We start from the raw sequence: 22,459 nt of genomic DNA, 5'->3' as shown, positions 1-22,459 counted from the left end.
TATTCCTCCTTTTTATAAAGAATAAAGGAAAAGATGGCTTATGTAAATAGTAATTATTACGATTTAAAAATAAAAATAAGGAGATGATACCATGTCGCATAGTAAAAAGTTAATTATGATTTTCACTATGCTATTAGGTGGTTTTTTTGGTTTATTAAATGAAACCTTGTTGACCACAGCATTACCGAGAATAATGAAAGATTTTCATATTGAATATTCTCAAGTACAATGGCTCACAACAGCCTTCTTACTAACAAATGGAGTAGTTATTCCATTATCTGCATTTATTATTCAACGTTATACAACAAGACAGGTCTTCTTAACTGGAATTATTATATTCTTTCTAGGCACTTTACTAGGAGGATTTAGCCCTAATTTCATTACTTTATTAATTGCAAGAATTATCCAAGCATTAGGTTCTGGTATTATGATGCCACTAATGATGACGACTATATTAGATATATTTGAACCGCACGAACGTGGAAAATATATGGGGATGTTTGGATTAGTGATTGGTTTAGCACCAGCGATTGGACCTACATTATCTGGATATTTGGTTGAATACATTAATTGGAGAGCATTGTTTTATGTTGTAGCGCCAATTTCAGCAGTGACCTTTATACTTGCTTTAATTTTTATTAAAAACGTTGGAGTAAAAGTAAAAGCACCCATTGATATGCTCTCCATTATTTTATCTATTATCGGATTTGGTGGTATGTTATACGGGGTAAGTTCTATTTCTCAGAAAGGTTGGAATGACCCAGTCGTTCTGAGCACTATTATTTTAGGCATTATTTTTGTAGTTTTATTTATTTGGAGACAAGAACGACTTGAAACCCCTCTATTAAGTTTTAAAGTATTTAAAAATAATCAATTCACAGTAGGTATTGCTATTATGGCTGTAACGATGATTTCGATGATTGGATCTGAAACGGTATTACCTATGTTTGTACAAAATGTGTTGCAACGTACGCCTGTTGATTCTGGTTTGATATTGTTACCCGGAGCAATTGTAATGGCAATCATGTCTATCATATCTGGGCGTTTATACGAAACGTTTGGAGCACGAGTACTTTCAATGATAGGTATGCTTATTGTAACGATTACGACGTCCTACTTTGTAGTAATGGATGAGCATACGTCAACAATTGTTTTAGCAACTATTTATGCGATTCGTATGATTGGTATTGCTTTAGGGTTAATGCCTGTAATGACGCATACAATGAACCAACTCACTCCAGAATTAAATGCCCATGGATCTTCAATGACAAATACAATTCAACAAGTAGCGGGTTCTATTGGTACAGCTGGTTTAGTAACAATTTTAAGTGTAGCAAGTCAGCATTTTAAACCGACACTCAGTGATTATCAAGGAATGGCTAAAACAGAGATGATGAAACACATTCAAACAGACGCAATGATACATGGTTATCATTCTGGCTTTTTATTTGCAGTCATTATCACAGTCGTTAGTTTATTATTAACTTTTTTACTTAAACGAAAAAAGAATTTAAATGAAGAAAGGCATTAACCTCATATCTAAACATTCTATTTTATTTAATAGTTTAAATAGTTATTGACTATTCATAGTGATGAGATTAGAATTAATTTATTCTGACTAATTTAATAGGAATATGGAGGAGTTATTAATGAAAAGACTTTTATTTGTAGCTTTGACACTTATTTTTGTATTAGCCGCATGTGGTAATAGTGGTTCATCTGACAAAAATAGTGATTCAAAATCAAGTAGCAGTAATAGTGATAAAAAAACATTACGTGTAGGAACTGAAGGGACTTATGCACCGTTTACTTTCCACAACAAAAAAGATCAGTTAACTGGTTATGATATTGATGTAATTAAAGCTGTTGCGAAAGAAGAAGGATATAAACTTAAATTTAATGAAACATCTTGGGATTCAATGTTTGCTGGTTTAGATGCAAAACGTTTTGATGTCATTGCAAACCAAGTGGGTATCAATAAAGAAAGAAAAGAAAAATATAAATTCTCTAACCCTTACACTTATTCAAGTGGTGTCTTAGTTGTTCGTGATGATGAGAAGAATATTAAATCATTTGATGATGTGAAAGGTAAAAAATTAGCGCAAACATTTACTTCTAACTACGGAAAACTTGCTAAAGATAAAGGTGCTAACATCACTAAAGTAGATGGTTTCAACCAGTCTATCGATTTATTATTATCTAAACGTGTGGATGGTACTTTTAATGATAGCTTATCTTATTTAGATTATAAAAAACAAAAACCTAATGCTAAAATTAAAGCAATCAAAGGTGATGCAGAACAAAATAAATCAGCATTTGCATTCTCTAAAAGTGTCGATGATAAAGTTGTTTCTGATTTCAACGATGGTCTGAAAAAACTTAAAGAGAACGGTGAACTAGCAAAAATTGGTGAGAAATGGTTCGGTGAAAATGTTTCTGAGCCTAAATAGTCAACAACAACACGCATTAGATGCAGCAACTCAAGCATTTGGACCCATGTTGGAAGGTTTAGTAAAATACTCTATTCCAATTACAATTGTGACATTTATTTTAGGTTTGATTATCGCTTTGTTTACGGCGTTAATGCGTATTTCGTCTAGTAAAGTATTAAGAGGAATTGCACGTGTATATGTATCTATTATTCGTGGGACACCAATGATTGTACAACTCTTTATTATCTTTTATGGTATTCCAGAACTTGGACGTCTAATTACTGGAAATGCAGACGAACAATGGACATTGTCTTCTGTTGTTTCAGCGATTATTGGATTGTCTTTAAATGTGGGTGCATATGCATCTGAAATTATCCGTGGTGGTATTATTTCTATTCCAAAAGGCCAGACAGAAGCGGCATACTCTATTGGAATGAATTATCGTCAAACGATTCAACGTATTATTTTACCTCAAGCGATTCGTGTTTCAGTTCCAGCTTTAGGTAACACATTCTTAGGATTAATTAAAGACACATCATTACTAGGATTTATCTTAGTAGCTGAAATGTTCCGTAAAGCGCAAGAAGTTGCTTCTACAACATACGAGTACTTTACAATTTATATTCTCGTAGCCGTGATGTATTGGGTTGTTTGTTTTATTATTTCAGTCATCCAAGGCTTCTATGAATCATATATTGAAAGAGGGTATAAGGCATGATTGAGTTATCCAATATTCATAAATCTTTTAATGATAAAGAAGTAATTAAAGGTATTGATTTGAATGTAAAGAAAGGTGAAGTTGTCACATTAATTGGTCGTTCCGGTTCGGGTAAGACTACATTATTGCGTATGATTAATGCGTTAGAGATTCCAACTGAAGGCAACGTTACTGTGAATGATAAAACGTATACTGCTAAAGATAAGAAATCTCAAATTGAAGTACGTAAACAATCAGGGATGGTATTCCAAAGTTATAATCTTTTTCCACATAAAACGGCTTTAGAAAATGTGATGGAAGGTTTAGTAACTGTAAAGAAAATGAGTAAATCAGAAGCTAAAAATAGAGCATTAGACTTACTTGAAAAAGTAGGTTTGACACATGTTAAAGATCAACGTCCTCATGCACTCTCTGGTGGTCAACAACAACGTGTGGCGATTGCGAGAGCTTTAGCGATGAATCCTAAAGTGATGTTATTTGATGAACCTACATCTGCACTTGACCCTGAACTTGTAAATGATGTGTTGAAAGTTATTAAAGAATTAGCAAATGAAGGCATGACGATGGTGATAGTTACTCATGCAATGCGTTTTGCAAAAGAAGTATCTAATAAAGTTGTATTTATTCATGACGGTGAAATTGGTGAAGAAGGTTCTCCTGAAGAATTATTTGATCACCCTAAAACTGATGAATTAAAACGTTTTTTAAATGTGATTAATGAAAATTAAAAAAGAATCGTCGTTTGAGATATTTCATCTTGAACGACGATTCTTTTTATTGAATAATGCTTTCTTTCTTCAGATAAATAGATTTTAGAAATATTTATATTTTAAACTGATAGTAAAACAGTAAGCTCAAATTGAAGTACTTTATTCTCATATTGATTAAATGTCATAATTTCAACGGTTAAACTACCAAATTGTTTTTTCAATTTTTTATCTAAAACTTTAACTTTTACATATAAGTTGTCATTTGGATAGACAGGTTTAATAAAGGTTACATTATTTAAATGAGTCCCTGCTATAATGTCTTCTTCATATTTGTTTTCTTCAATCCAAAGTTTAAAGGAAAGAGAAAGGGTATGCATACCTGATGCTATAATCCCTTTATACATTCCTTGACCTGCTTTTTTCTTATCTAGATGCATATATTGAGGGTCAAATTGATGAGCAAACTCTAATATTTCTTTCTCAGTTATTTTGTAATGTTTACTAATGAATGTATCTCCTATAGAAAACATACTGTATTTCATAGTTATATGCCTACCTTAAAGTATACTTATAATGCAATGATTATCTTCTGTTTTTGATCCATTGTTGAGTATGATAAAGAACAGGTTTAATTGGTTTAATGAAGTCACCAATATATTCATAAACACCAGCATTAAAGCCTTTTTTGAACTGTTGGACACCATAATCTTCAGCATTTTCACTAAAGTCTCCAGTAATACCATAGAAGTTGTAACGGTCAATGTTATGCTCTTTAGCAAATTTAATCATTTCCCACTGTAAACGATAGGCTCCCATATATTCATTATATTTTGGGTTAGAACCACTAGATAAATAATATACTTCATGTTCATTGTAGATATATAATGCAGCTGCTAGATTTAATACTTCACCTTCTGCTGCAATTTTATCTTTTGTTTGGTTTATTTTACGTTCATTGCTATCAAATTGTTGTTGAAGTTGATTACGTTTATTTTTGTTCTTTTTAGAGTTAGGGCTTTCTTTTAAAGCTTCTTCAATTTCAGTAAGTTGTTTTGTTAAATCCTCATGTTTATGTTGTAGAGTAGACAAATAATCTTTTAAATCGATATAAGCTAACTTTAGCATGGCATGATCTTTATATGTTTTTTGCATTTCATAGAAATAAGGCTCATCTCTAAATTTAAAGCCATGTTTTTCTTCAGCCATTTGGAACAGTTCGAAGAAAGTATGTGTGTCTTCCATAGGTAATGTTTTAACTTTTACGCCCATTTCATACGTCTTTTTAATATTACGACGTGTTTGATAGTCCATTTCTTTTAATAATTGGTCTTCAGTTTTATCTTTAAGATCAAGTACAGACAACCAACGAATTTGACTCATTGTACTATAACCTACAGACCAACCTTGATGTTTATATCCTAAGTCTTCAAGCGTTTTAATCACTGCACGATTATCGTAGCTTTTTAAAATTTCTCCATCTGCATTACGTAGGTTTTCTAAAATATATGGATCTACTAAAACAAATAGACAATTTTGTTTTTTTAAATATTCTGTTAGTGATTTGAAAAAGAAGTGAACCAGTTTGATATTGCTATAATCCATTACTGGACCACGATGTGTGTAAAAATATTTATAAAATTTCAATGCGCGTGCTTCAGTCATTAATGTTGCTGCAATGACATCTCCACTATCATCTTTAACACCTACAACATGTACATCATGTTTCATCTCATTTCTATTATCAAAGTGTATTCGAGATTGTGTATAGTGAGAAAAATGTTCGGATGTGAATTTTTCAAATTCTTCAGGTGTTAAACTTACGAATTTCATGATTATCTACTCCTCTGTGTTTTTAAGAATTCTAAACTATTTTATCAAATTAGTTCTATTATTACACACATTTAGTAAATTAATTTGCTCATACTTTAGTATAAAATAATAATTATTTTTTTAAATATATAACTATAAAACTTAAAATATATTATTTTTTAATAGTCTAGTTTATATTGCAAAACCACGGTATGATAATCAGTATATGCATAGTATAATAGTAAGAGTTATATTAGGTTAGATTAGAAAAAGTAGGAGTGAAGATATTTGAAAAGATTGATTGTATCATTAAGTGTATGTGTCATATTGCTAGCGGGTTGCGGTAATGATGAATATGCTAATAAAATAGATAAAGCTGTAAAACTACAAGATAAAAAACAAGAACGACTTGCTAAGAATGAACAAGGCGATGTAGTAAAACACTTTGATAAAAAAGACGCTAATATATATGTGTATGAAAAAGGTAAGTATGTTGTATTAGCATATAGACCATTAAGCAACAACGATGAAATGCATTATTATACATATCAATTTAAAGATAAGAAGGCAACCTACTTAGAGCACTTTGATACGAAACAATATATTAGTACACATGATTCGGATTATAAGGAAGAAAATCTTAATTAACTGAAACAATCTTAAGGAGTATATATGAAAAAATTGATTTTTATTGGAGCTGCGATCATATGTTTAATCATTATCGTTGTCGCTTGCTCTCAAAAGAAAAAAGAAACAACCCCAGCTCATACGAGAAATGGGAAAATTTTAATTGTAGAATATGGAGACTATAAATGTCCTTATTGCAAAAAAATTGAAGATAACGTCATGCCTATCATAAAAAAAGATTATATTGATACAAATAAAGTGGAATATCAATTTATTAATGCAAGTTTTCTTGGAAAAGATTCATTAATGGGCTCTAGAGCAGGGAATGCTATTCAAGCTATTGCACCCAAAGAATATCTTACATTCCAAAAAAATATATATGCTCATCAACAAGATGAAAAAAAACATTGGATTACTGAAACATTACTTGACAAAGAAATTGATCAATTAGATATTTCTCAAAAACAAAAAGATCGCATTAAAAAAGAGTATAAAACTAAAAACAGCGATGCTTGGAAGGAAGCAGAAAAACAGAAAAAGTTAACAAAAGAAAATCATATTCAATCCGTTCCAACAGTTTTTATCAATGGTAAAAAAGTAAAAGATCCTTATAAAATCAAAGAATGGAAAAAATATTTATAGCATAATACAAAAGATCTAACTTAATGTTGTTTAAATATTAAATTAGGTCTTTTAATTATGTTTTTATATCGTTTAAGACATATTTAAAAATTTTACATTCAAAATCATTATTTTTATAAAAAAAGGGAATACAAATAAAAGAAACAAAATCAGCACAATTAATATATTTTAATTAAGTCGCTTAGTTTGTAATTTTTGTTAGATTTATTTAATATACTAAGTATAATAATTATATCAAAGTAAAAGATAAATAAATTGAATAATATTATTTTATCATTTCACTATTGGAGGGAAAATAAATGGCTAACTTTAATTTAGATCCAGTTCATTCAGGTGTGAATTTCTCAATACAACACCTTGTAATTAGTAATGTAAAAGGACGTTTTAACGATTTTGATGCAGATATTACAGGTGACTTTCATGATTTAAGTTCTTTAAAAGGAACTTTTACTGTTCAAGCTAATTCTATTGATACTAAAGTAGAAGATCGTGATAATCATCTTAAAAGTGAAGATTTCTTAAACGTTGAACAATATCCTGAAATTAAATTTGAAATTATTAGTGTTGATGATCATTCAGTTACTGGTAATGTAACAATTAAAGATCAAACACAAAAAGAAACATTTGATTTAGATTATAAAGGTATTAGCTTAAACCCACTTAATAATAAGAATACAGCAGGTTTAGTTATTACTGGTGAACTTGATCGTGAAAAATATGGTGTTACATTTAACCAACCATTAGAAACTGGCGGTTTTTTATTAGGTAAAATATTAAATGTGGAATTCGATTTAGAATTTCCTATTGAAGAATAATAAAGTTAAAAAACAGGCAAGGTTCTAACTTTGCCTGTTTTTTTATTGTCTTAAAATATAATAGTTGCTAAACTATAGGAATTATCATTTTAAAAATCAGGAGAGATAACGATGTCAATTGAAGTAAAAGAAAATAAAATTATTTTTAAAAGAACATTTAAAGCTCCTATCAATGATGTATTTGATGCCTATACAAATCCATCGTTATTTGAGCGATGGTTTCATCCTCAAGGCGCTAAGACAAAAGTATATCGTTTTAATACTGAAGAAGGCGGGGAATCCTTCTTTGCTATAGAAACCTCAGAACAGACAAGCTATACATTAACTGAATATCGAAAAGTGGATCGTCCGAAGTATCTTGAATACTTTGATTACTTTGCTACACCTGAGGGAGAAAAAGATACGCGTTTACCTGGTATGCATATTTCAATCAATTTTAATTCAGATAATAAACAAATGACTACTGTTACATCTACGTCAATGTTTCCAACTAAAGAAGCAGCTCAACAAGCGGTAGATATGGGAATAGAAGCAGGTATGAATTCAACATTAGATCAACTAGAAGCCTTACTTAATGAATAAATCGTCACGAGGATGTCAAATTTAAATTGAACTTTTAAGTTATAATAATGTTGAAAAGAGGATGATATAGTATGAAAGAAAGATATTTAAAAGTGCTGGGATTATTTTCAATTAGTACTTTAATTCCAACATTATTAATTAATTCAAAGTGTTTAAATAATGGCGTCATAAAATATATTTTAAGAACGGCATTAGGCTATGGTATTTTTGCTTCAGGATTACGTTATTTTTCAAAATTAAAAAAAGCACATTAATATCATGACAAGAGCAAGATATGGAAAATAAACCTCCATATATTGCTCTTTTTTAATCTCCTCTATTCAAAATGCACTTCACTATATATAATATAAAATTATAAATGAATTAAGGAGAGGGAATATGACAAGTAACCATACAACAATTGAAGATACATATACTACAAAAGATCTTATTAAAGCGGCTGTAAGACAGGTACAAATGAAAGAAGTTATGGCAACTCAAACACCTGGACGATATTTACTAAAGTCAATGATGTCAGGATTTTTATTAGCTATTGTTACAGTATTTATGTTAGCAATCAAAACACAGTTTGCAGGAACAAATGATGGCCTTGTTAATTTATTAGGAGCGATTTCATTTAGTTTAGCTTTAGTTCTCATTGTTCTAACTAATTCAGAATTACTGACTAGTAATTTTATGTATTTAACTATCGGATGGTACTACAAAGTTATTACAGTTAAAAAAGTGTTATACATATTCTTATTTTGTTTCATTGGAAATATGATAGGTGGATTTATTTTATTCTTATTAATGAAGGGTACACATGTGATGACACCTGAAATGGTTGCAAGTCTAAGTAAAACAGTACATTTAAAAACGGTAGAATCAACTTGGTTAAATATTCTTATCAAAGGGATATTCTGTAACTTCTTTATTAATATTGGTATTTATGTTTCAATGCTTTTTAAAGAAGGTTTAGCTCGCGCATTTTTCATTGCTGTTGGTGTTATAGTATTTGTATTTATGGGATATGAACACGTTGTATTTAATGCTGGATTATATGCAGGAATGATTTTTTATAATAGTGATGCATTATCATGGATAGATGTGCTAAAAAATATCGTATTTGCTTTTGTAGGTAACTATATTGGTGGAGGTATTTTTGTAGGGCTTGTTTATGCCTATTTAAACGGAAAAAGAGACAGTATAAAAGCATAGTAAGACGATCAAAGAGCGGAAATATCGAGAGACATTTCCGCTCTTTTAATCCCCAACATATTGACTTAATATTCAGAAAATCTTATTATTTTAATCAACATTAAAATAATAAGGGGGAAACCATTTGGTTGCGAATATTCTAGTAGCTCATGGCATGAGAAAAGGAGATCAAAATAAAGCACTCGGTGAATTTATAGATAGTTTATTACAAGATGAAACTTACGCTTATGAGCTTGCTTTTATTGAAAGTGAAGAAAAAAGTGTTGAAAATACGATTATTAATTTAATAGAAAAAGGAGAAACGCAATTTAAAGTTGTACCTTTACTTATATTTTCAGCTATGCATTATATTGTAGACATTCCAGAGATGTTAAGAAACATTAAACAAGCACATCCAAATATAACCTATGAAATTAGTGCACCTCTTGGTACGCATCCATATATGGTAGATTTAGTAGAACAACGTATTAATGATGTGGATATAAAAGAAGAGTCAGATGTGGCAGTTGTATTGATTGCACATGGTAGCTTTTCTTATACTAAAGCACATGATGAACTAAAAGAATTTAGTACTAAGTTAAAGCAAGATAAACCGATATATTGCCGTACGTTATATGGAGATATTACGTTTAAAAATGATTTAAATCAACTTTCAAGACAATATCGTCATCTTATTGTGGTCCCAATGTTTTTATATGATGGACGTTTAGTTAATAAAGTAAAAGGTCTTATATCAGAGATGGATATTGCTAATGAATTGCACATGACTCCGTCTATTAATTTCGACCCTATTTTAAAATCGATTATTCGAGAGCGATTAAAAGAATTAACAGTATAGTAACTACATACATCTTTCATTATATGAGTGCTAAATTCTCACTTATGTAATGGAAGGTGTTTTTTATTAGGGAAATCCCCGATTTTACATTTAAATGTGAAAATAATCACAATTTTAAAAGAATATGGTATAAAATAGCCTTGTAAAGAATAGTGAGTTCAAAAATATTTGAAGTTAATAATAATTAAATGTAATAAAAGGGGTATTGATATGGCTAAACAAAAACTCGTAATGATTGGTAATGGTATGGCTGGTTTAAGAACAATTGAAGAAATTTTAAAACGTTCAGATTCTCAATTTGACATTACAATTATTGGTAAAGAACCTTATCCTAATTATAATCGAATCATGTTATCCAACATTTTACAAAAGAAAATGACAGTCGAAGAAACGATTATGAACACTTATGACTGGTATAAAGAACATCATATTGAACTAATTGTAGATGATCCAGTTGAAAAAGTAGATAGACAATCCAAAACTGTCACTACATCTAAAGGTATCACTGTAGCTTATGATATCTGTATCTTTGCGACTGGTTCAAAGGCATTTGTTTTACCTATACCTGGATCAGAATTACCAAGTGTCATCGGTTGGCGCACAATTGAAGATACTGAGCGTATGATTGAAATTGCTAAAACAAAACGACGTGCCATTGTTATTGGTGGAGGTCTTCTTGGATTAGAATGTGCAAGAGGATTAATGGATCAAGGTATGGATGTAACAGTTCTTCACTTAGCAGAATGGCTGATGGAAATGCAATTAGACCGTAAAGCTGGAGATATGTTAAAAGCTGATTTAGAGCGTCAAGGTATGCATATCGAACTACAAGCAAATTCTAAAGAAATTATAGGAACAGATGATGTAGAAGCTATTAAGCTAGCTGATGGTAGAGTAATAGAAACAGATTTAGTCGTTATGGCTGTTGGTATACGTCCATTTACCGAAGTAGCTCGTGAAGCGGGATTAGAAGTGAATCGAGGTATCGTCGTTAATGATTACTTACAAACATCTGATGAACATATCTATGCTGTGGGTGAATGCGCGGAACACAATGATAAAGTATATGGTTTAGTTGCACCTCTTTATGAACAAGGTAAAGTGCTTGCTGATTATTTAACAGGTAAAGAGACTGAAGGATATAAAGGATCTACGACATTTACGTCTTTAAAAGTATCAGGCTGTGATTTATATAGTGCAGGACAAATCGTTGAAGATGACACTGTACATGGCATCGAAATCTTTAACAGTGTAGATAATATTTACAAAAAAGTCTATCTAAGTGAGGGTCGAGTGGTAGGTGCCGTTTTATATGGTGATACAGATGATGGTTCAAGATTTTATAATATGATGAAAAAACATGAATCATTAGAGGACTATACACTAGTGTCACTTCTTCATAAAGGCGGAGAAGAAAGTGGAATTTCAATAGCAGATATGCCTGATGATGAAACAATTTGTGGTTGTAATGGTGTAGATAAAGGTACGATTGTCAACGCAATTACAACAAAAGGGTTGACTACTGTAGATGAGGTTACAAAAACAACCAAAGCAGGAAATTCTTGTGGTAAATGTAAAGGACAAATTGGAGAAATACTAAAATGTACATTAGGTGATGAATTTGTAGCTGCTAAACCAACAGGTATTTGTGCATGTACTGATTTGACACGTGATGAAATTGTTACCCAAATTAGAGCTAAAGGTTTAAAAACGTCAAAAGAAGTTCGTCACGTACTTGATTTTAAAGATAAGAATGGTTGTCCAAAATGTCGCCCAGCTATCAACTATTATCTAAATATGGTATATCCTCATGAACACCAAGATGAAAAAGCATCAAGATTTGCGAACGAACGTTATCATGCAAATATTCAAAATGATGGTACTTTCTCAGTGATTCCACAAATGCGTGGTGGTGTCACAGATGCTGACCAATTAATTCGTTTAGGTGAAGTAGCGAAAAAATATAACGTGCCTCTTGTTAAAGTAACAGGGTCTCAGCGTGTAGGATTATATGGTCTTAAAAAAGATGAGTTACCAAAGGTTTGGAAAGATTTAGGTATGCGTTCTGCCTCTGCATATGGTAAGAAAACGCGTTCTGTGAAAAGTTGTGTTGGTAAGGAATTCTGTCGATTTGGTACACAATATACGACACGTTTAGGTATTCGATTAGAAAAAACATTTGAATATATCGACACACCTCATAAATTTAAAATGGGTGTCTCTGGTTGTCCAAGAAGCTGTGTAGAATCAGGTGTTAAAGACTTTGGTGTCATTTCAGTAGAAAATGGCTATCAAATTTATATTGGTGGTAACGGTGGCACAGAGGTCACTGTAGGTCAATTACTCACTACTGTTGAAACTGAAGATCAAGTGGTACAACTGTGCGGTGCGCTTATGCAATATTACAGAGAGACTGGAATATATGCTGAACGAACAGCACCATGGCTTAAACGACTAGGATTTGATCATGTTAAAGAAGTGCTTTTAGATGAACAACGTCAAAAAGAACTTTTTGATAGAATTATGGATGCAAAACAAGCACTTGAAGAAGAACCTTGGGAAGCTATTGTTGAAAATAAAGAAGCACAAAAAATATTTGATGTCGAGAAAGTGTGAGGATGAGTGTAATGGAAAAAGTTAAAGTAACAACTATGGATGAATTAACACCATTAATTGGTAAAAAGGTTATTGTTAAAGATAAACAAATCGGTATATTTTTAACAGAAAATGGACAAGTGCATGCTATTAATAATGTGTGTCCACATAAAGAAGGACCGCTATCTGAAGGTACTGTAAGTGGAGAATACGTTTATTGTCCACTCCACGATCAAAAAATTGATTTGAATACGGGTAAAGTGCAAGAACCTGATACAGGTTGTGTTGAAACATATCAAGTTGAAATTCAAGATGGAGACGTATTTATATGTCTCTAGTCACTAATAGTGGATTTGGAAAAGTATATTTAATTGGGGCTGGCCCTGGCAATCCTAATTTGCTAACTAAACAAGCAGAACGATTAATTCGTCAAGCAGATGTTATTTTATATGATCGTCTTGTCAATCCATTGATATTACAATATACAAAGCCAACTACTGAAATCATAGATGTTGGAAAAAAACCTTATACTAAACATATTCAACAAGAAGATATTAATTTAAAAATAGTAGCAGCAGCGAAAAAGTATAAAGTTGTTGTACGTTTAAAAGGTGGAGACCCAGCAGTATTTGGACGAGTAACTGAAGAAATAGACATTTTAAAAGAACATCAGATTGCCTACGATATTGTACCTGGGGTAACTTCTGCGAGTGCAGCGGTAGCTTCATTAGACTTAGGTTTAACGATGCGTTCAGTAGCACCAAGTGTTACATTTTCTACAGGTCATTTTAAAGATGATATTGATCAAGACATGGATATACGTAATTTAGCTAATGGTGGGACTTTGGCAATTTATATGGGAATTAAACGATTAAATTATATTATTAGTCAAATTAGAAGATATACTAAAGAAGATTATGATATTGCTATCATTTTTAATGCTACGTGTTATAACGAAACAATAGTAGTTGGTAAACTAAGCACTATTGAATATCAATTATCTAAGCTTAATATTAAACATGATCCAGGAATTTGTATATTAGGCCATATCATTAACTATATGGATGACGAAAAGATTATACACTCAAAACAAACAATAGATGAAACATTGTACGTTATTAAAGGGAATAAAGAATTAGCACTTTCCAAAGCAGAAGACTTATCTCAACAGTATTTAAAATGCTTAATTCAATATGATGAAACATATCATTCTTCTCAAAAGTATTTATATGAATCGATTATAACGCAGCACCAAAATATTAAATATATTGAAGTATAGTTCTTTACGCTTCGAATGTCATAAGTGAGATAACACGATATTTAAAACGTGTGTTATCTCACTTTTTTTAGGGATTCTTTTATATGAAATAGGTAATTCCCTAATATAAAAACCATGTGAAAAAATGTACAATTTAAATGAAATTTCTTTAAATAACATTGAACATAAGTAACGTATGACCTTTGCAGGTAGGAGGATTTATATAAATGGGAAAATTCGGATTAAACTTTTTCAAACCAACTGAAACGTTTAATGGAAATTGGTCAGTCTTAGAAAGTAAAAGTAGAGAATGGGAAAAAATGTATCGTGAAAGATGGAGTCACGATAAAGTAGTAAGAACCACACATGGCGTAAACTGTACAGGATCGTGTTCGTGGAAAGTTTTCGTTAAAAATGGTGTGATTACGTGGGAAAATCAACAAATTGACTATCCAAGTTGCGGTCCAGATATGCCTGAATTTGAACCTCGTGGATGTCCACGTGGTGCGTCATTTTCATGGTATGAATACAGCCCACTTCGTGTGAAATATCCTTACATTAGAGGTAAACTATTAGATCTATGGACAGAAGCACTTGAAGACAATAATGGAAATCGTATCGCTGCATGGGCATCTATCGTCGAAGATGAAAAGAAAGCTAAATTATATAAGGAAGCACGTGGTAAAGGTGGACATGTACGTGCAAGTTGGAAAGATGTAACAGATATTATCGCAGCACAAATTCTTTATACCATTAAAAAAGATGGTCCGGATAGAATCGCTGGTTTTACACCTATTCCAGCAATGTCGATGATTAGTTATGCATCTGGTGCGCGTTTTATTAATTTATTAGGCGGAGAAATGTTAAGTTTTTATGATTGGTATGCTGATTTACCACCTGCATCTCCTCAAATTTGGGGTGAACAAACTGATGTACCTGAATCAAGTGATTGGTACAATGCCTCTTATATCATTATGTGGGGATCTAACGTTCCACTTACTCGTACGCCTGATGCCCATTTTATGACTGAAGTACGTTATAAAGGTGCAAAAGTGGTGTCTGTAGCACCAGATTATGCAGAAAATGTTAAATTTGCTGATAATTGGTTAGCACCTCATCCAGGAACAGATGCCGCAGTTGCTCAAGCTATGACGCATGTCATCTTACAAGAATTTTATGAAGATGAACCAAGTGATATGTTTGTTAATTATGCCAAGCAATATACAGATATGCCATTTGTATTGATGTTGGATGAAGATGAAAATGGTTATAAGGCAGGACGATTTTTACGTGCAAGCGATTTAGGCATAAAAAGTGAAAATGGTGAGTGGAAACCAGTGATTCACGATGCAATTAGCCATCGACTTGTCGTTCCAAACGGTACAATGGGTCAACGTTGGGAAGAAGGCAAACAATGGAATTTAAAACTTGAAACAGAAGATGGAAATAAAATTGATCCAGCTTTATCTGTTGCAGAAGAAGATTATGAGTTACAAACCATTCAATTCCCTTACTTTGATAGTCAAGGAGACGGTATTTTCGAACGACCTATTCCAACTAAAAAAGTTAAATTGGCAGATGGTAAAGAAGTACGTATTGCTACAGTATATGATTTAATGGCTAGTCAATATGGTATTAAACGATTTGGTCATGAGTTAGAAGCTAAATCTTATGAAGCTAGTGAATCTAAATATACACCTGCATGGCAAGAAAACGTTACAGGTATTAAACAAGAATTAGTGACACAAGTCGCAAGAGAATTTGCACAAAATGCTATTGATACTAAAGGACGTTCGATGATTATTATGGGTGCGGGGATTAACCACTGGTTCAATTCTGACACCATTTACCGTGCTGTATTGAATTTAGTTCTCTTATGTGGATGCCAAGGTGTTAATGGTGGAGGTTGGGCTCACTATGTTGGGCAAGAAAAATGTCGTCCAATCGAAGGATGGAATACTGTAGCTTTCGCTAAAGATTGGCAAGGTCCACCGCGTTTACAAAATGGTACAAGTTGGTTCTATTTTGCAACTGATCAATGGAAATATGAAGAATCTAATGTAGATAAATTGAAATCACCACTTGCTAACAACATTAAACATCAGCATCCAGCAGATTATAATGTGACAGCAGCACGTTTAGGTTGGTTGCCTTCATATCCACAATTTAATAAAAACAGTTTGTTATTTGGTGAAGAAGCAAGAGATGCGGGCGATGATTCAAATGAAGCTATTTTAAAACGTGCGATTGAATCAGTGAAAAATAAAGAAACAGAATTTGCTATTGAAGACCCAGACTTAAGAAAAAATCATCCTAAAACATTATTTGTTTGGAGATCTAACTTAATTTCAAGTTCAGCTAAAGGTCAAGAGTACTTTATGAAACATTTACTTGGTACACGTTCAGGATTAATGGCTGAACCAAATGAAAATGATAAACCAGAGGAAATTAAATGGAGAGAAGATACAGTAGGCAAATTAGATTTACTTGTATCATTAGATTTTAGAATGACTGCAACGCCTTTGTATTCTGATATTGTGTTGCCAGCAGCAACTTGGTATGAAAAACATGACTTATCTTCAACCGATATGCATCCATTTATTCATCCATTTAATCCAGCAATTGATCCATTATGGGAATCACGTTCTGACTGGGACATTTACAAAACATTGAGTAAAGCAATTTCAGAAATGGCTAAAGATTATTTACCAGGCACATTTAAAGATGTGGTAACTACACCACTTGCTCATGATTCTAAACAAGAATTAGGTTCTGAATACGGTATTGTTAAAGATTGGTCTAAAGGTGAAGTAGAAGGCATGCCAGGTAAAACTATGCCTAACTTCTCTATTGTAGAACGTGACTATACTAAAATTTATGATAAATACGTTACATTAGGACCTTTACTTGAGAAAGGTAAAGTAGGGGCACATGGCGTAAGTTTTAGTGTTAAAGAAGAATACGAAGAACTAAAAAGCATGATTGGTACATGGAATGATGACGATGAACATTCTGTTAGAAATGATAGACCACGTATTGATACTGCACGTAAAGTAGCTGATGCAATTTTAAATATCTCTTCGGCAACGAATGGTAAATTATCTCAAAAATCATATGAAGATTTAGAAAATCAAACTGGAATGGAATTGAAGGATATTTCAAAAAAACGTGCATCTGAAAAAATTTCATTCTTAAATATTACAGCTCAACCAAGAGAAGTTATCCCAACAGCAGTATTCCCAGGTTCTAATAAAAATAATCGTCGTTATTCTCCATTTACAACAAATATTGAGAGACTTGTACCTTTTAGAACGCTAACAGGAAGACAAAGTTACTATATCGATCACGAAGTATTCCAGCAATTTGGTGAAAGTTTACCAGTATATAAACCAACACTTCCACCAATGGTATTTGGCGCAAGAGATAAAAAGGTAAAAGGTGGACAAGATGCACTTGTTCTACGTTATTTAACACCTCATGGAAAATGGAATATTCATTCAACATATCAAGATAATGAACGTATGTTGACTTTATTCAGAGGAGGTCCAGTTGTTTGGCTATCTAATGAAGATGCTGAGCAACATGGTATTAATGATAATGATTGGCTTGAAGTTTATAACAGAAATGGTGTTGTGACTGCAAGAGCGGTAACGTCACACCGCATGCCTAAAGGCACAATGTTTATGTATCACGCTCAAGATAAGCACATTGAAACACCAGGTTCTGAGATTACTGATACTCGTGGGGGATCACATAATGCACCTACAAGAATTCACCTAAAACCTACGCAATTAGTTGGAGGATATGCACAAATTAGTTATCACTTCAATTACTATGGACCAATTGGAAACCAACGTGATGTGTACGTCGCAGTTAGAAAAATGAAGGAGGTAAATTGGCTTGAAGATTAAAGCGCAAGTTGCAATGGTATTGAATTTAGATAAATGTATTGGGTGTCATACATGTAGTGTGACATGTAAAAATACTTGGACAAATAGACCGGGTGCAGAATACATGTGGTTTAATAATGTAGAAACCAAACCAGGTGTAGGTTATCCAAAACGTTGGGAAGATCAAGAGCACTATAAAGGTGGTTGGGTATTAAATAAAAAAGGTAAACTTGAGCTTAAATCAGGTAGTAAGTGGTCTAAAATTGCCTTAGGTAAAATCTTCTATAATCCAGATATGCCGTTAATCAAAGATTATTATGAACCATGGACTTATAATTATGAACATTTAACAACAGCTAAAGAAGGTAAACATTCACCAGTTGCAAAAGCACACTCATTGATTTCAGGAGATAGACTAAATCTTGAATGGGGACCAAACTGGGAAGATGATTTAGCTGGTGGACATGTAACAGGACCAGAAGATCCAAATATTCAAAGAATTGAAGAAGACATCAAATTCCAATTTGATGAAACATTTATGATGTATTTACCTCGTCTATGCGAGCATTGCTTAAATCCTAGTTGTGTTGCTTCATGTCCTTCAGGGGCTATGTATAAAAGAGATGAAGATGGTATTGTTTTAGTCGATCAGGATGCATGTCGTGGGTGGCGCTACTGTATGACAGGTTGTCCTTACAAAAAAGTATATTTCAACTGGAAAACAAATAAAGCTGAAAAATGTACATTCTGCTTCCCAAGAATTGAAGCAGGAATGCCAACTGTATGTTCAGAAACGTGTACAGGAAGAATGAGATATTTAGGCGTTTTACTATATGACGCTGATCGTGTACATGAAGCGGCTTCAGCTGAAAATGAACAAGACTTATATGAAAAACAACTTGATATCTTCTTAAATCCATTTGATGAAGAAGTGATTGAACAAGCAGAAAAAGATGGTATCAGTTATGAATGGATCCAAGCTGCTCAAAATTCACCTGTTTATAAATTAGCAATTGAATATAAATTGGCATTTCCATTACATCCTGAATTTAGAACAATGCCAATGGTATGGTACTGCCCGCCTTTAAGTCCAATTATGAGTTATTTTGAAGGTAAAAATTCAGGTCAAAATCCTGATATGATTTTCCCGGCCATCGAAGAAATGCGTTTACCTATTGAATATTTAGCAAACTTATTTACAGCAGGTAAAGTAGAGCCAGTGAAAGAAGCGTTACAAAAAATGGCAATGATGAGAAGTTATATGCGTGCTCAAGTCACAAACAAACCATTTGATACTTCTAGATTAGAACGTTTAGGTTTATCAGAAATTCAAACAAAAGAAATGTATCGTCTATTAGGTTTAGCTAAATATGAAGACCGATTTGTTGTACCATCTTCACATAAAGAAACCTATTTAGATACGTATCATGCTCAAGGTAGTCAAGGATATGGCGGTGAATATTTCGGAGACAATTGTGAAGGTTGTGGTGTTCCAGTAGGTTCAACGTCAGGAAAATCTAGTCAAGAAATTTATAATGAGAATTTCTATGGAGGTATTTTCCGTGATTAATCTAACGCAATTTAAATACTATCAAGAAAGTTTTGGATATCTTGCACAACAACTTAATTTTCCAGAAAAATTAACCTTTCATCCTAATACATTTGAAGAAACGATTCATCCTTCACATCCAGGATATGCAGATTTAATGAAATATCGTGAAATTATGTATCAATTTACTTTATCTGAAATTAAAGCAATTTATACGGAGACATTTGATTTCAATAAAACATCACCACTTTATATGACTTACAATAAATTTGATACTCAAAAAGAAAGAGGTCAAATGCTCGCAAAACTTAAAGTACTTTATGAAATGTTTGGATTAAAAATGGTAGATAATGAATTATCTGATTATCTACCATTGATGTTGCAGTTTTTACACGTAGCAAGTTGGCATAATGATCCTCGTGCAGAAGGCAATATTGAGTTAGTGATTATGATTATTGAAGATGGTACATATGAAATGGCAAATCAATTAGCTAAGGAGAATAATCCTTACGCTTATGTGATTCGTGCATTACGAGAAACATTAAAAGCTTGTTTAGACATTCCAAAAGAGGTGACACATCATGCTTAATCAATTTCTTTGGATTATTTACCCATATTTATGTGTGGCAATTTTTATCGTCGGTCATATTGCCCGATATAAATATGATCAGTTTTCATGGACTGCAAAATCGAGTGAGTTTTTAGAAAAGAAACAACTTAAATGGGGCAGTCTGTTATTTCACTTAGGAATTATTCCAGTATTTTTTGGCCATGTGGTGGGATTAGCTATTCCAGCAGAATGGATAGATGGGCTTGGTATAAGCGAAAGTACATATCACTTTGGAGCTGTTTATATCGGTAGTATTTTTGGTATAATGACTCTAATTGGAATGTTACTTTTAACAGCCAGACGTTTAACTATTAGTAATGTGAGAAAGTTAAGTTCAGCGTCTGATATTTTCGTAAATTTCTTATTAATATTAATTATATTTATGGGATGTTTCTCAACATTAGTTACTAATGCAATGATAACTGACTTTGATTACCGTCAAACGATTTCTATATGGTTTAGACACTTATTTACATTTTCACCTAATGCAGCACTAATGACAGGCGTTCCATTATCATTTAAAATTCATATCTTATTAGGATTTACAATATTAGCTTGTTGGCCATTTACACGTCTTGTACATGTATGGAGTATTCCATTAGCATATACAAATAGACGTTATATTGTATATAGAAAACATAAAGCACCTCGTGCACATTAAATATAAAAGGAGTACGATATATGATTCCGGAACCTTTGTTTGAACCGGTACATTTTCAGCAAGAGCTTGACACACTTAGAAAAAAAGAAAACTGTGATTTTGCTGGTGTTGCACTATATGAAAACCACGAACCTTCTGGACCTATAAAATGGCAATATGTTTCAGGTAATCTAAACAATCGTTATAAATTGATTGTTTTGAGAAAAGGCAGAGGCTTAGCTGGGACAGTTATGAAAACAGGAAAGCGAATGGTTATAGAAAATGTTTCCAAAACAATAACGCCAGAAGAAAAAATTAAGTATCCCATTTTGATGAGTGAGAATTTAAACGCGCTCGTCGCTATACCATTATGGCATGAACAGCATGTTGCAGGCGTGTTATTATTAGGACAAAGAGGTAGTAAAACATTGCCTAAAGTGATTAGTCAATTAAATATTAAAGGCCGTTTGTGGGAATTTAATGAAGAAATCTAGGTGATATATGTGTTAGAGTTGTATAATCTGAAAATGGAAGACTTACTAAAAAAATATTATGAAACTACAAATGAAAAAATTGTTTTTGTAAACAAAGAAGGAAAAATCATTGCAATGAATGATGCCGCTGAAGAAATTATTTCTAAAGATAATAATTATAGTGCGATGACAAATGCAATTTGTGACCGTTGTGAAGGGTATTCAAATGAATTTGAACTTCAAAGTTGCAAAAATTGTTATTTAGACACATCTAAACCGAACGATATCAATTTTCAAGTGTTTATGAAAACAGTAGATCATAAAGTTCGACCATTTACAGCTTCTTATCAAGCGATTGATGAAGATAATGAGATATATGCATTTACACTTCAAGATATTTCGCCGCAAATTGAAAGACAAGAAAAAATGTATCAACGTCAGATGATGAGAAAAACAATTTCCGCGCAAGAAAATGAAAGAAAACGTATTTCTAGAGAATTACACGATAGTGTTGTACAAGAAATGCTAAATATTGATGTTGAACTCAGATTACTGAAATATCAAAAAGAATCCTCAGAACTTGTCCAACAATCACAACGTATTGAGGGATTAATGTCTAAATTGATTGATGATATCAGACATCTATCAGTTGAATTAAGACCCTCATCTCTAGATGATTTAGGCTTGGAAGCGGCTTTTAAATCATATTTTAAACAATTTGAAAATAATTATGGTATGCAAATTGTATATCAGTCTAACATTAAAGATAAAAGATATGATAGTGAAGTAGAAACGGTGGTTTACCGTGTGGTACAGGAAGCGGTATTTAATGCATTAAAATACGCAGGCGTAAGTTCGGTAGATGTCTTTGTTCAGGAGGTTGGACGTTTATTAATGGCTGAAGTGATTGATCATGGACAAGGTTTTGATCCGAATTCTCAACCACAAGGTACAGGACTAGGGTTGTATGGTATGAATGAAAGAGCAGAGCTTGTAAACGGAAAAGTAAATGTAGAAACACATTTAGGAAAAGGAACTATTATCACTTTAGAAGTGCCACTCTAGAGAGCGTAA

At 32.4% G+C, this 22,459-nt stretch carries 22 protein-coding genes; 20 read left to right on the top strand and 2 right to left on the bottom strand.

Annotated elements, in window-relative coordinates; translation table 11 throughout:
• Positions 1-91 precede the first annotated feature (91 nt).
• The 4 genes from CD034_RS10215 to CD034_RS10200 all read left to right on the top strand — a co-directional run bounded on the left by CD034_RS10215 (position 92) and on the right by CD034_RS10200 (position 3,878).
• Entirely contained in the window at positions 92-1,531 is a 1,440-nt protein-coding gene (locus tag CD034_RS10215; protein WP_002454903.1) for an MDR family MFS transporter, read from the top strand.
• 118 nt (positions 1,532-1,649) lie between these two features.
• The gene (locus CD034_RS10210) at positions 1,650-2,450 is read left to right on the top strand and encodes a transporter substrate-binding domain-containing protein (RefSeq protein WP_002448333.1); all 801 of its coding nucleotides are present in this window, start codon (positions 1,650-1,652) and stop codon (positions 2,448-2,450) included.
• The gene (locus CD034_RS10205) at positions 2,431-3,150 is read left to right on the top strand and encodes an amino acid ABC transporter permease (RefSeq protein ID WP_002448600.1); all 720 of its coding nucleotides are present in this window, start codon (positions 2,431-2,433) and stop codon (positions 3,148-3,150) included. The genes CD034_RS10210 and CD034_RS10205 overlap by 20 nt, the downstream gene beginning before the upstream one ends.
• On the top strand, positions 3,147-3,878 hold the full coding sequence (locus CD034_RS10200; protein WP_002448438.1) for an amino acid ABC transporter ATP-binding protein: 732 nt from the start codon (positions 3,147-3,149) through the stop codon (positions 3,876-3,878). The genes CD034_RS10205 and CD034_RS10200 overlap by 4 nt, the downstream gene beginning before the upstream one ends.
• 101 nt (positions 3,879-3,979) lie before the next feature.
• On the opposite strand, the gene CD034_RS10195 is transcribed toward CD034_RS10200, so the two are convergent.
• Complete coding sequence (locus CD034_RS10195) at positions 3,980-4,402, bottom strand: MaoC/PaaZ C-terminal domain-containing protein (protein WP_002448363.1); 423 nt, start codon at positions 4,400-4,402, stop codon at positions 3,980-3,982.
• 40 nt (positions 4,403-4,442) lie between these two features.
• Positions 4,443-5,690: an aminoacyltransferase gene (locus CD034_RS10190; RefSeq protein WP_002454905.1), complete on the bottom strand. Its 1,248-nt coding sequence runs from the start codon at positions 5,688-5,690 to the stop codon at positions 4,443-4,445.
• A gap of 267 nt (positions 5,691-5,957) precedes the next feature.
• On the opposite strand from CD034_RS10190, the gene CD034_RS10185 reads away from it, so the two are divergent.
• From CD034_RS10185 to nreB, 16 genes are all read left to right on the top strand, one after another.
• Entirely contained in the window at positions 5,958-6,317 is a 360-nt protein-coding gene (locus CD034_RS10185; RefSeq protein ID WP_064207261.1) for a DUF4467 domain-containing protein, read from the top strand.
• Between the two features lie 24 nt (positions 6,318-6,341).
• Entirely contained in the window at positions 6,342-6,938 is a 597-nt protein-coding gene (locus CD034_RS10180) for a thioredoxin domain-containing protein (RefSeq protein ID WP_002448447.1), read from the top strand.
• Between the two features lie 299 nt (positions 6,939-7,237).
• On the top strand, positions 7,238-7,753 hold the full coding sequence (locus tag CD034_RS10175; RefSeq protein WP_002448482.1) for a YceI family protein: 516 nt from the start codon (positions 7,238-7,240) through the stop codon (positions 7,751-7,753).
• 111 nt (positions 7,754-7,864) lie between these two features.
• The gene (locus CD034_RS10170; RefSeq protein ID WP_002448416.1) at positions 7,865-8,335 is read left to right on the top strand and encodes an SRPBCC family protein; all 471 of its coding nucleotides are present in this window, start codon (positions 7,865-7,867) and stop codon (positions 8,333-8,335) included.
• Positions 8,336-8,406: 71 nt separating this feature from the next.
• Positions 8,407-8,589: a hypothetical protein gene (locus CD034_RS10165; protein ID WP_002448340.1), complete on the top strand. Its 183-nt coding sequence runs from the start codon at positions 8,407-8,409 to the stop codon at positions 8,587-8,589.
• A 124-nt stretch (positions 8,590-8,713) separates the two neighbouring features.
• Entirely contained in the window at positions 8,714-9,532 is an 819-nt protein-coding gene (locus CD034_RS10160) for a formate/nitrite transporter family protein (RefSeq protein ID WP_049432550.1), read from the top strand.
• A 124-nt stretch (positions 9,533-9,656) separates the two neighbouring features.
• Positions 9,657-10,370: a sirohydrochlorin chelatase gene (locus tag CD034_RS10155; protein ID WP_002448589.1), complete on the top strand. Its 714-nt coding sequence runs from the start codon at positions 9,657-9,659 to the stop codon at positions 10,368-10,370.
• 210 nt (positions 10,371-10,580) lie between these two features.
• Positions 10,581-12,986: a nitrite reductase large subunit NirB gene (gene nirB / locus CD034_RS10150; RefSeq protein WP_103288352.1), complete on the top strand. Its 2,406-nt coding sequence runs from the start codon at positions 10,581-10,583 to the stop codon at positions 12,984-12,986.
• A 2-nt stretch (positions 12,987-12,988) separates the two neighbouring features.
• Complete coding sequence (gene nirD, locus CD034_RS10145) at positions 12,989-13,303, top strand: nitrite reductase small subunit NirD (protein ID WP_037554316.1); 315 nt, start codon at positions 12,989-12,991, stop codon at positions 13,301-13,303.
• Positions 13,294-14,244, top strand: coding sequence for a uroporphyrinogen-III C-methyltransferase (gene cobA, locus CD034_RS10140; RefSeq protein WP_049432545.1), 951 nt, complete (start codon positions 13,294-13,296; stop codon positions 14,242-14,244). Before nirD ends, cobA begins: the two co-directional genes overlap by 10 nt.
• Before the next feature lie 206 nt (positions 14,245-14,450).
• Positions 14,451-18,134 (top strand): nitrate reductase subunit alpha, encoded by a 3,684-nt coding sequence (locus tag CD034_RS10135; RefSeq protein WP_103288351.1) that lies wholly within the window; start codon positions 14,451-14,453, stop codon positions 18,132-18,134.
• A complete protein-coding gene (narH, locus tag CD034_RS10130; RefSeq protein WP_002454911.1) occupies positions 18,124-19,683 on the top strand; it encodes a nitrate reductase subunit beta in 1,560 nt (519 codons plus the stop codon). Before CD034_RS10135 ends, narH begins: the two co-directional genes overlap by 11 nt.
• On the top strand, positions 19,676-20,251 hold the full coding sequence (gene narJ / locus CD034_RS10125; RefSeq protein ID WP_172457909.1) for a nitrate reductase molybdenum cofactor assembly chaperone: 576 nt from the start codon (positions 19,676-19,678) through the stop codon (positions 20,249-20,251). The genes narH and narJ overlap by 8 nt, the downstream gene beginning before the upstream one ends.
• On the top strand, positions 20,244-20,933 hold the full coding sequence (gene narI, locus CD034_RS10120; RefSeq protein ID WP_103288349.1) for a respiratory nitrate reductase subunit gamma: 690 nt from the start codon (positions 20,244-20,246) through the stop codon (positions 20,931-20,933). Before narJ ends, narI begins: the two co-directional genes overlap by 8 nt.
• 20 nt (positions 20,934-20,953) lie before the next feature.
• Positions 20,954-21,406 carry a nitrate respiration regulation accessory nitrate sensor NreA gene (gene nreA, locus CD034_RS10115; protein ID WP_002454912.1) on the top strand — a complete coding sequence of 151 codons (453 nt, stop codon included), beginning with the start codon at positions 20,954-20,956 and terminating at the stop codon, positions 21,404-21,406.
• Between the two features lie 33 nt (positions 21,407-21,439).
• The gene (gene nreB / locus CD034_RS10110; RefSeq protein WP_233172043.1) at positions 21,440-22,450 is read left to right on the top strand and encodes a nitrate respiration regulation sensor histidine kinase NreB; all 1,011 of its coding nucleotides are present in this window, start codon (positions 21,440-21,442) and stop codon (positions 22,448-22,450) included.
• The last annotated feature ends 9 nt before the right edge of the window (positions 22,451-22,459 follow it).

This window comes from Staphylococcus hominis subsp. hominis, assembly GCF_002901845.1.
Taxonomy (GTDB): domain Bacteria; phylum Bacillota; class Bacilli; order Staphylococcales; family Staphylococcaceae; genus Staphylococcus; species Staphylococcus hominis.
Note: the sequence above shows the minus strand (reverse complement) of the source record. Positions and strands in the feature narration are given on the sequence as shown.

Bases quoted from the DNA above. Each gene is read 5' to 3' on its own strand.
- CD034_RS10215 (WP_002454903.1), top strand. From the start codon at position 92: ATGTCGCATAGTAAAAAGTTAATTATGATTTTCACTATGCTATTAGGT.
- CD034_RS10210 (WP_002448333.1), top strand. From the start codon at position 1,650: ATGAAAAGACTTTTATTTGTAGCTTTGACACTTATTTTTGTATTAGCC.
- CD034_RS10205 (WP_002448600.1), top strand. From the start codon at position 2,431: ATGTTTCTGAGCCTAAATAGTCAACAACAACACGCATTAGATGCAGCA.
- CD034_RS10200 (WP_002448438.1), top strand. From the start codon at position 3,147: ATGATTGAGTTATCCAATATTCATAAATCTTTTAATGATAAAGAAGTA.
- CD034_RS10195 (WP_002448363.1), bottom strand. From the start codon at position 4,402: ATGAAATACAGTATGTTTTCTATAGGAGATACATTCATTAGTAAACAT.
- CD034_RS10190 (WP_002454905.1), bottom strand. From the start codon at position 5,690: ATGAAATTCGTAAGTTTAACACCTGAAGAATTTGAAAAATTCACATCC.
- CD034_RS10180 (WP_002448447.1), top strand. From the start codon at position 6,342: ATGAAAAAATTGATTTTTATTGGAGCTGCGATCATATGTTTAATCATT.
- CD034_RS10175 (WP_002448482.1), top strand. From the start codon at position 7,238: ATGGCTAACTTTAATTTAGATCCAGTTCATTCAGGTGTGAATTTCTCA.
- CD034_RS10170 (WP_002448416.1), top strand. From the start codon at position 7,865: ATGTCAATTGAAGTAAAAGAAAATAAAATTATTTTTAAAAGAACATTT.
- CD034_RS10165 (WP_002448340.1), top strand. From the start codon at position 8,407: ATGAAAGAAAGATATTTAAAAGTGCTGGGATTATTTTCAATTAGTACT.
- CD034_RS10160 (WP_049432550.1), top strand. From the start codon at position 8,714: ATGACAAGTAACCATACAACAATTGAAGATACATATACTACAAAAGAT.
- nirB (WP_103288352.1), top strand. From the start codon at position 10,581: ATGGCTAAACAAAAACTCGTAATGATTGGTAATGGTATGGCTGGTTTA.
- nirD (WP_037554316.1), top strand. From the start codon at position 12,989: ATGAGTGTAATGGAAAAAGTTAAAGTAACAACTATGGATGAATTAACA.
- cobA (WP_049432545.1), top strand. From the start codon at position 13,294: ATGTCTCTAGTCACTAATAGTGGATTTGGAAAAGTATATTTAATTGGG.
- CD034_RS10135 (WP_103288351.1), top strand. From the start codon at position 14,451: ATGGGAAAATTCGGATTAAACTTTTTCAAACCAACTGAAACGTTTAAT.
- narI (WP_103288349.1), top strand. From the start codon at position 20,244: ATGCTTAATCAATTTCTTTGGATTATTTACCCATATTTATGTGTGGCA.
- nreA (WP_002454912.1), top strand. From the start codon at position 20,954: ATGATTCCGGAACCTTTGTTTGAACCGGTACATTTTCAGCAAGAGCTT.
- nreB (WP_233172043.1), top strand. From the start codon at position 21,440: ATGGAAGACTTACTAAAAAAATATTATGAAACTACAAATGAAAAAATT.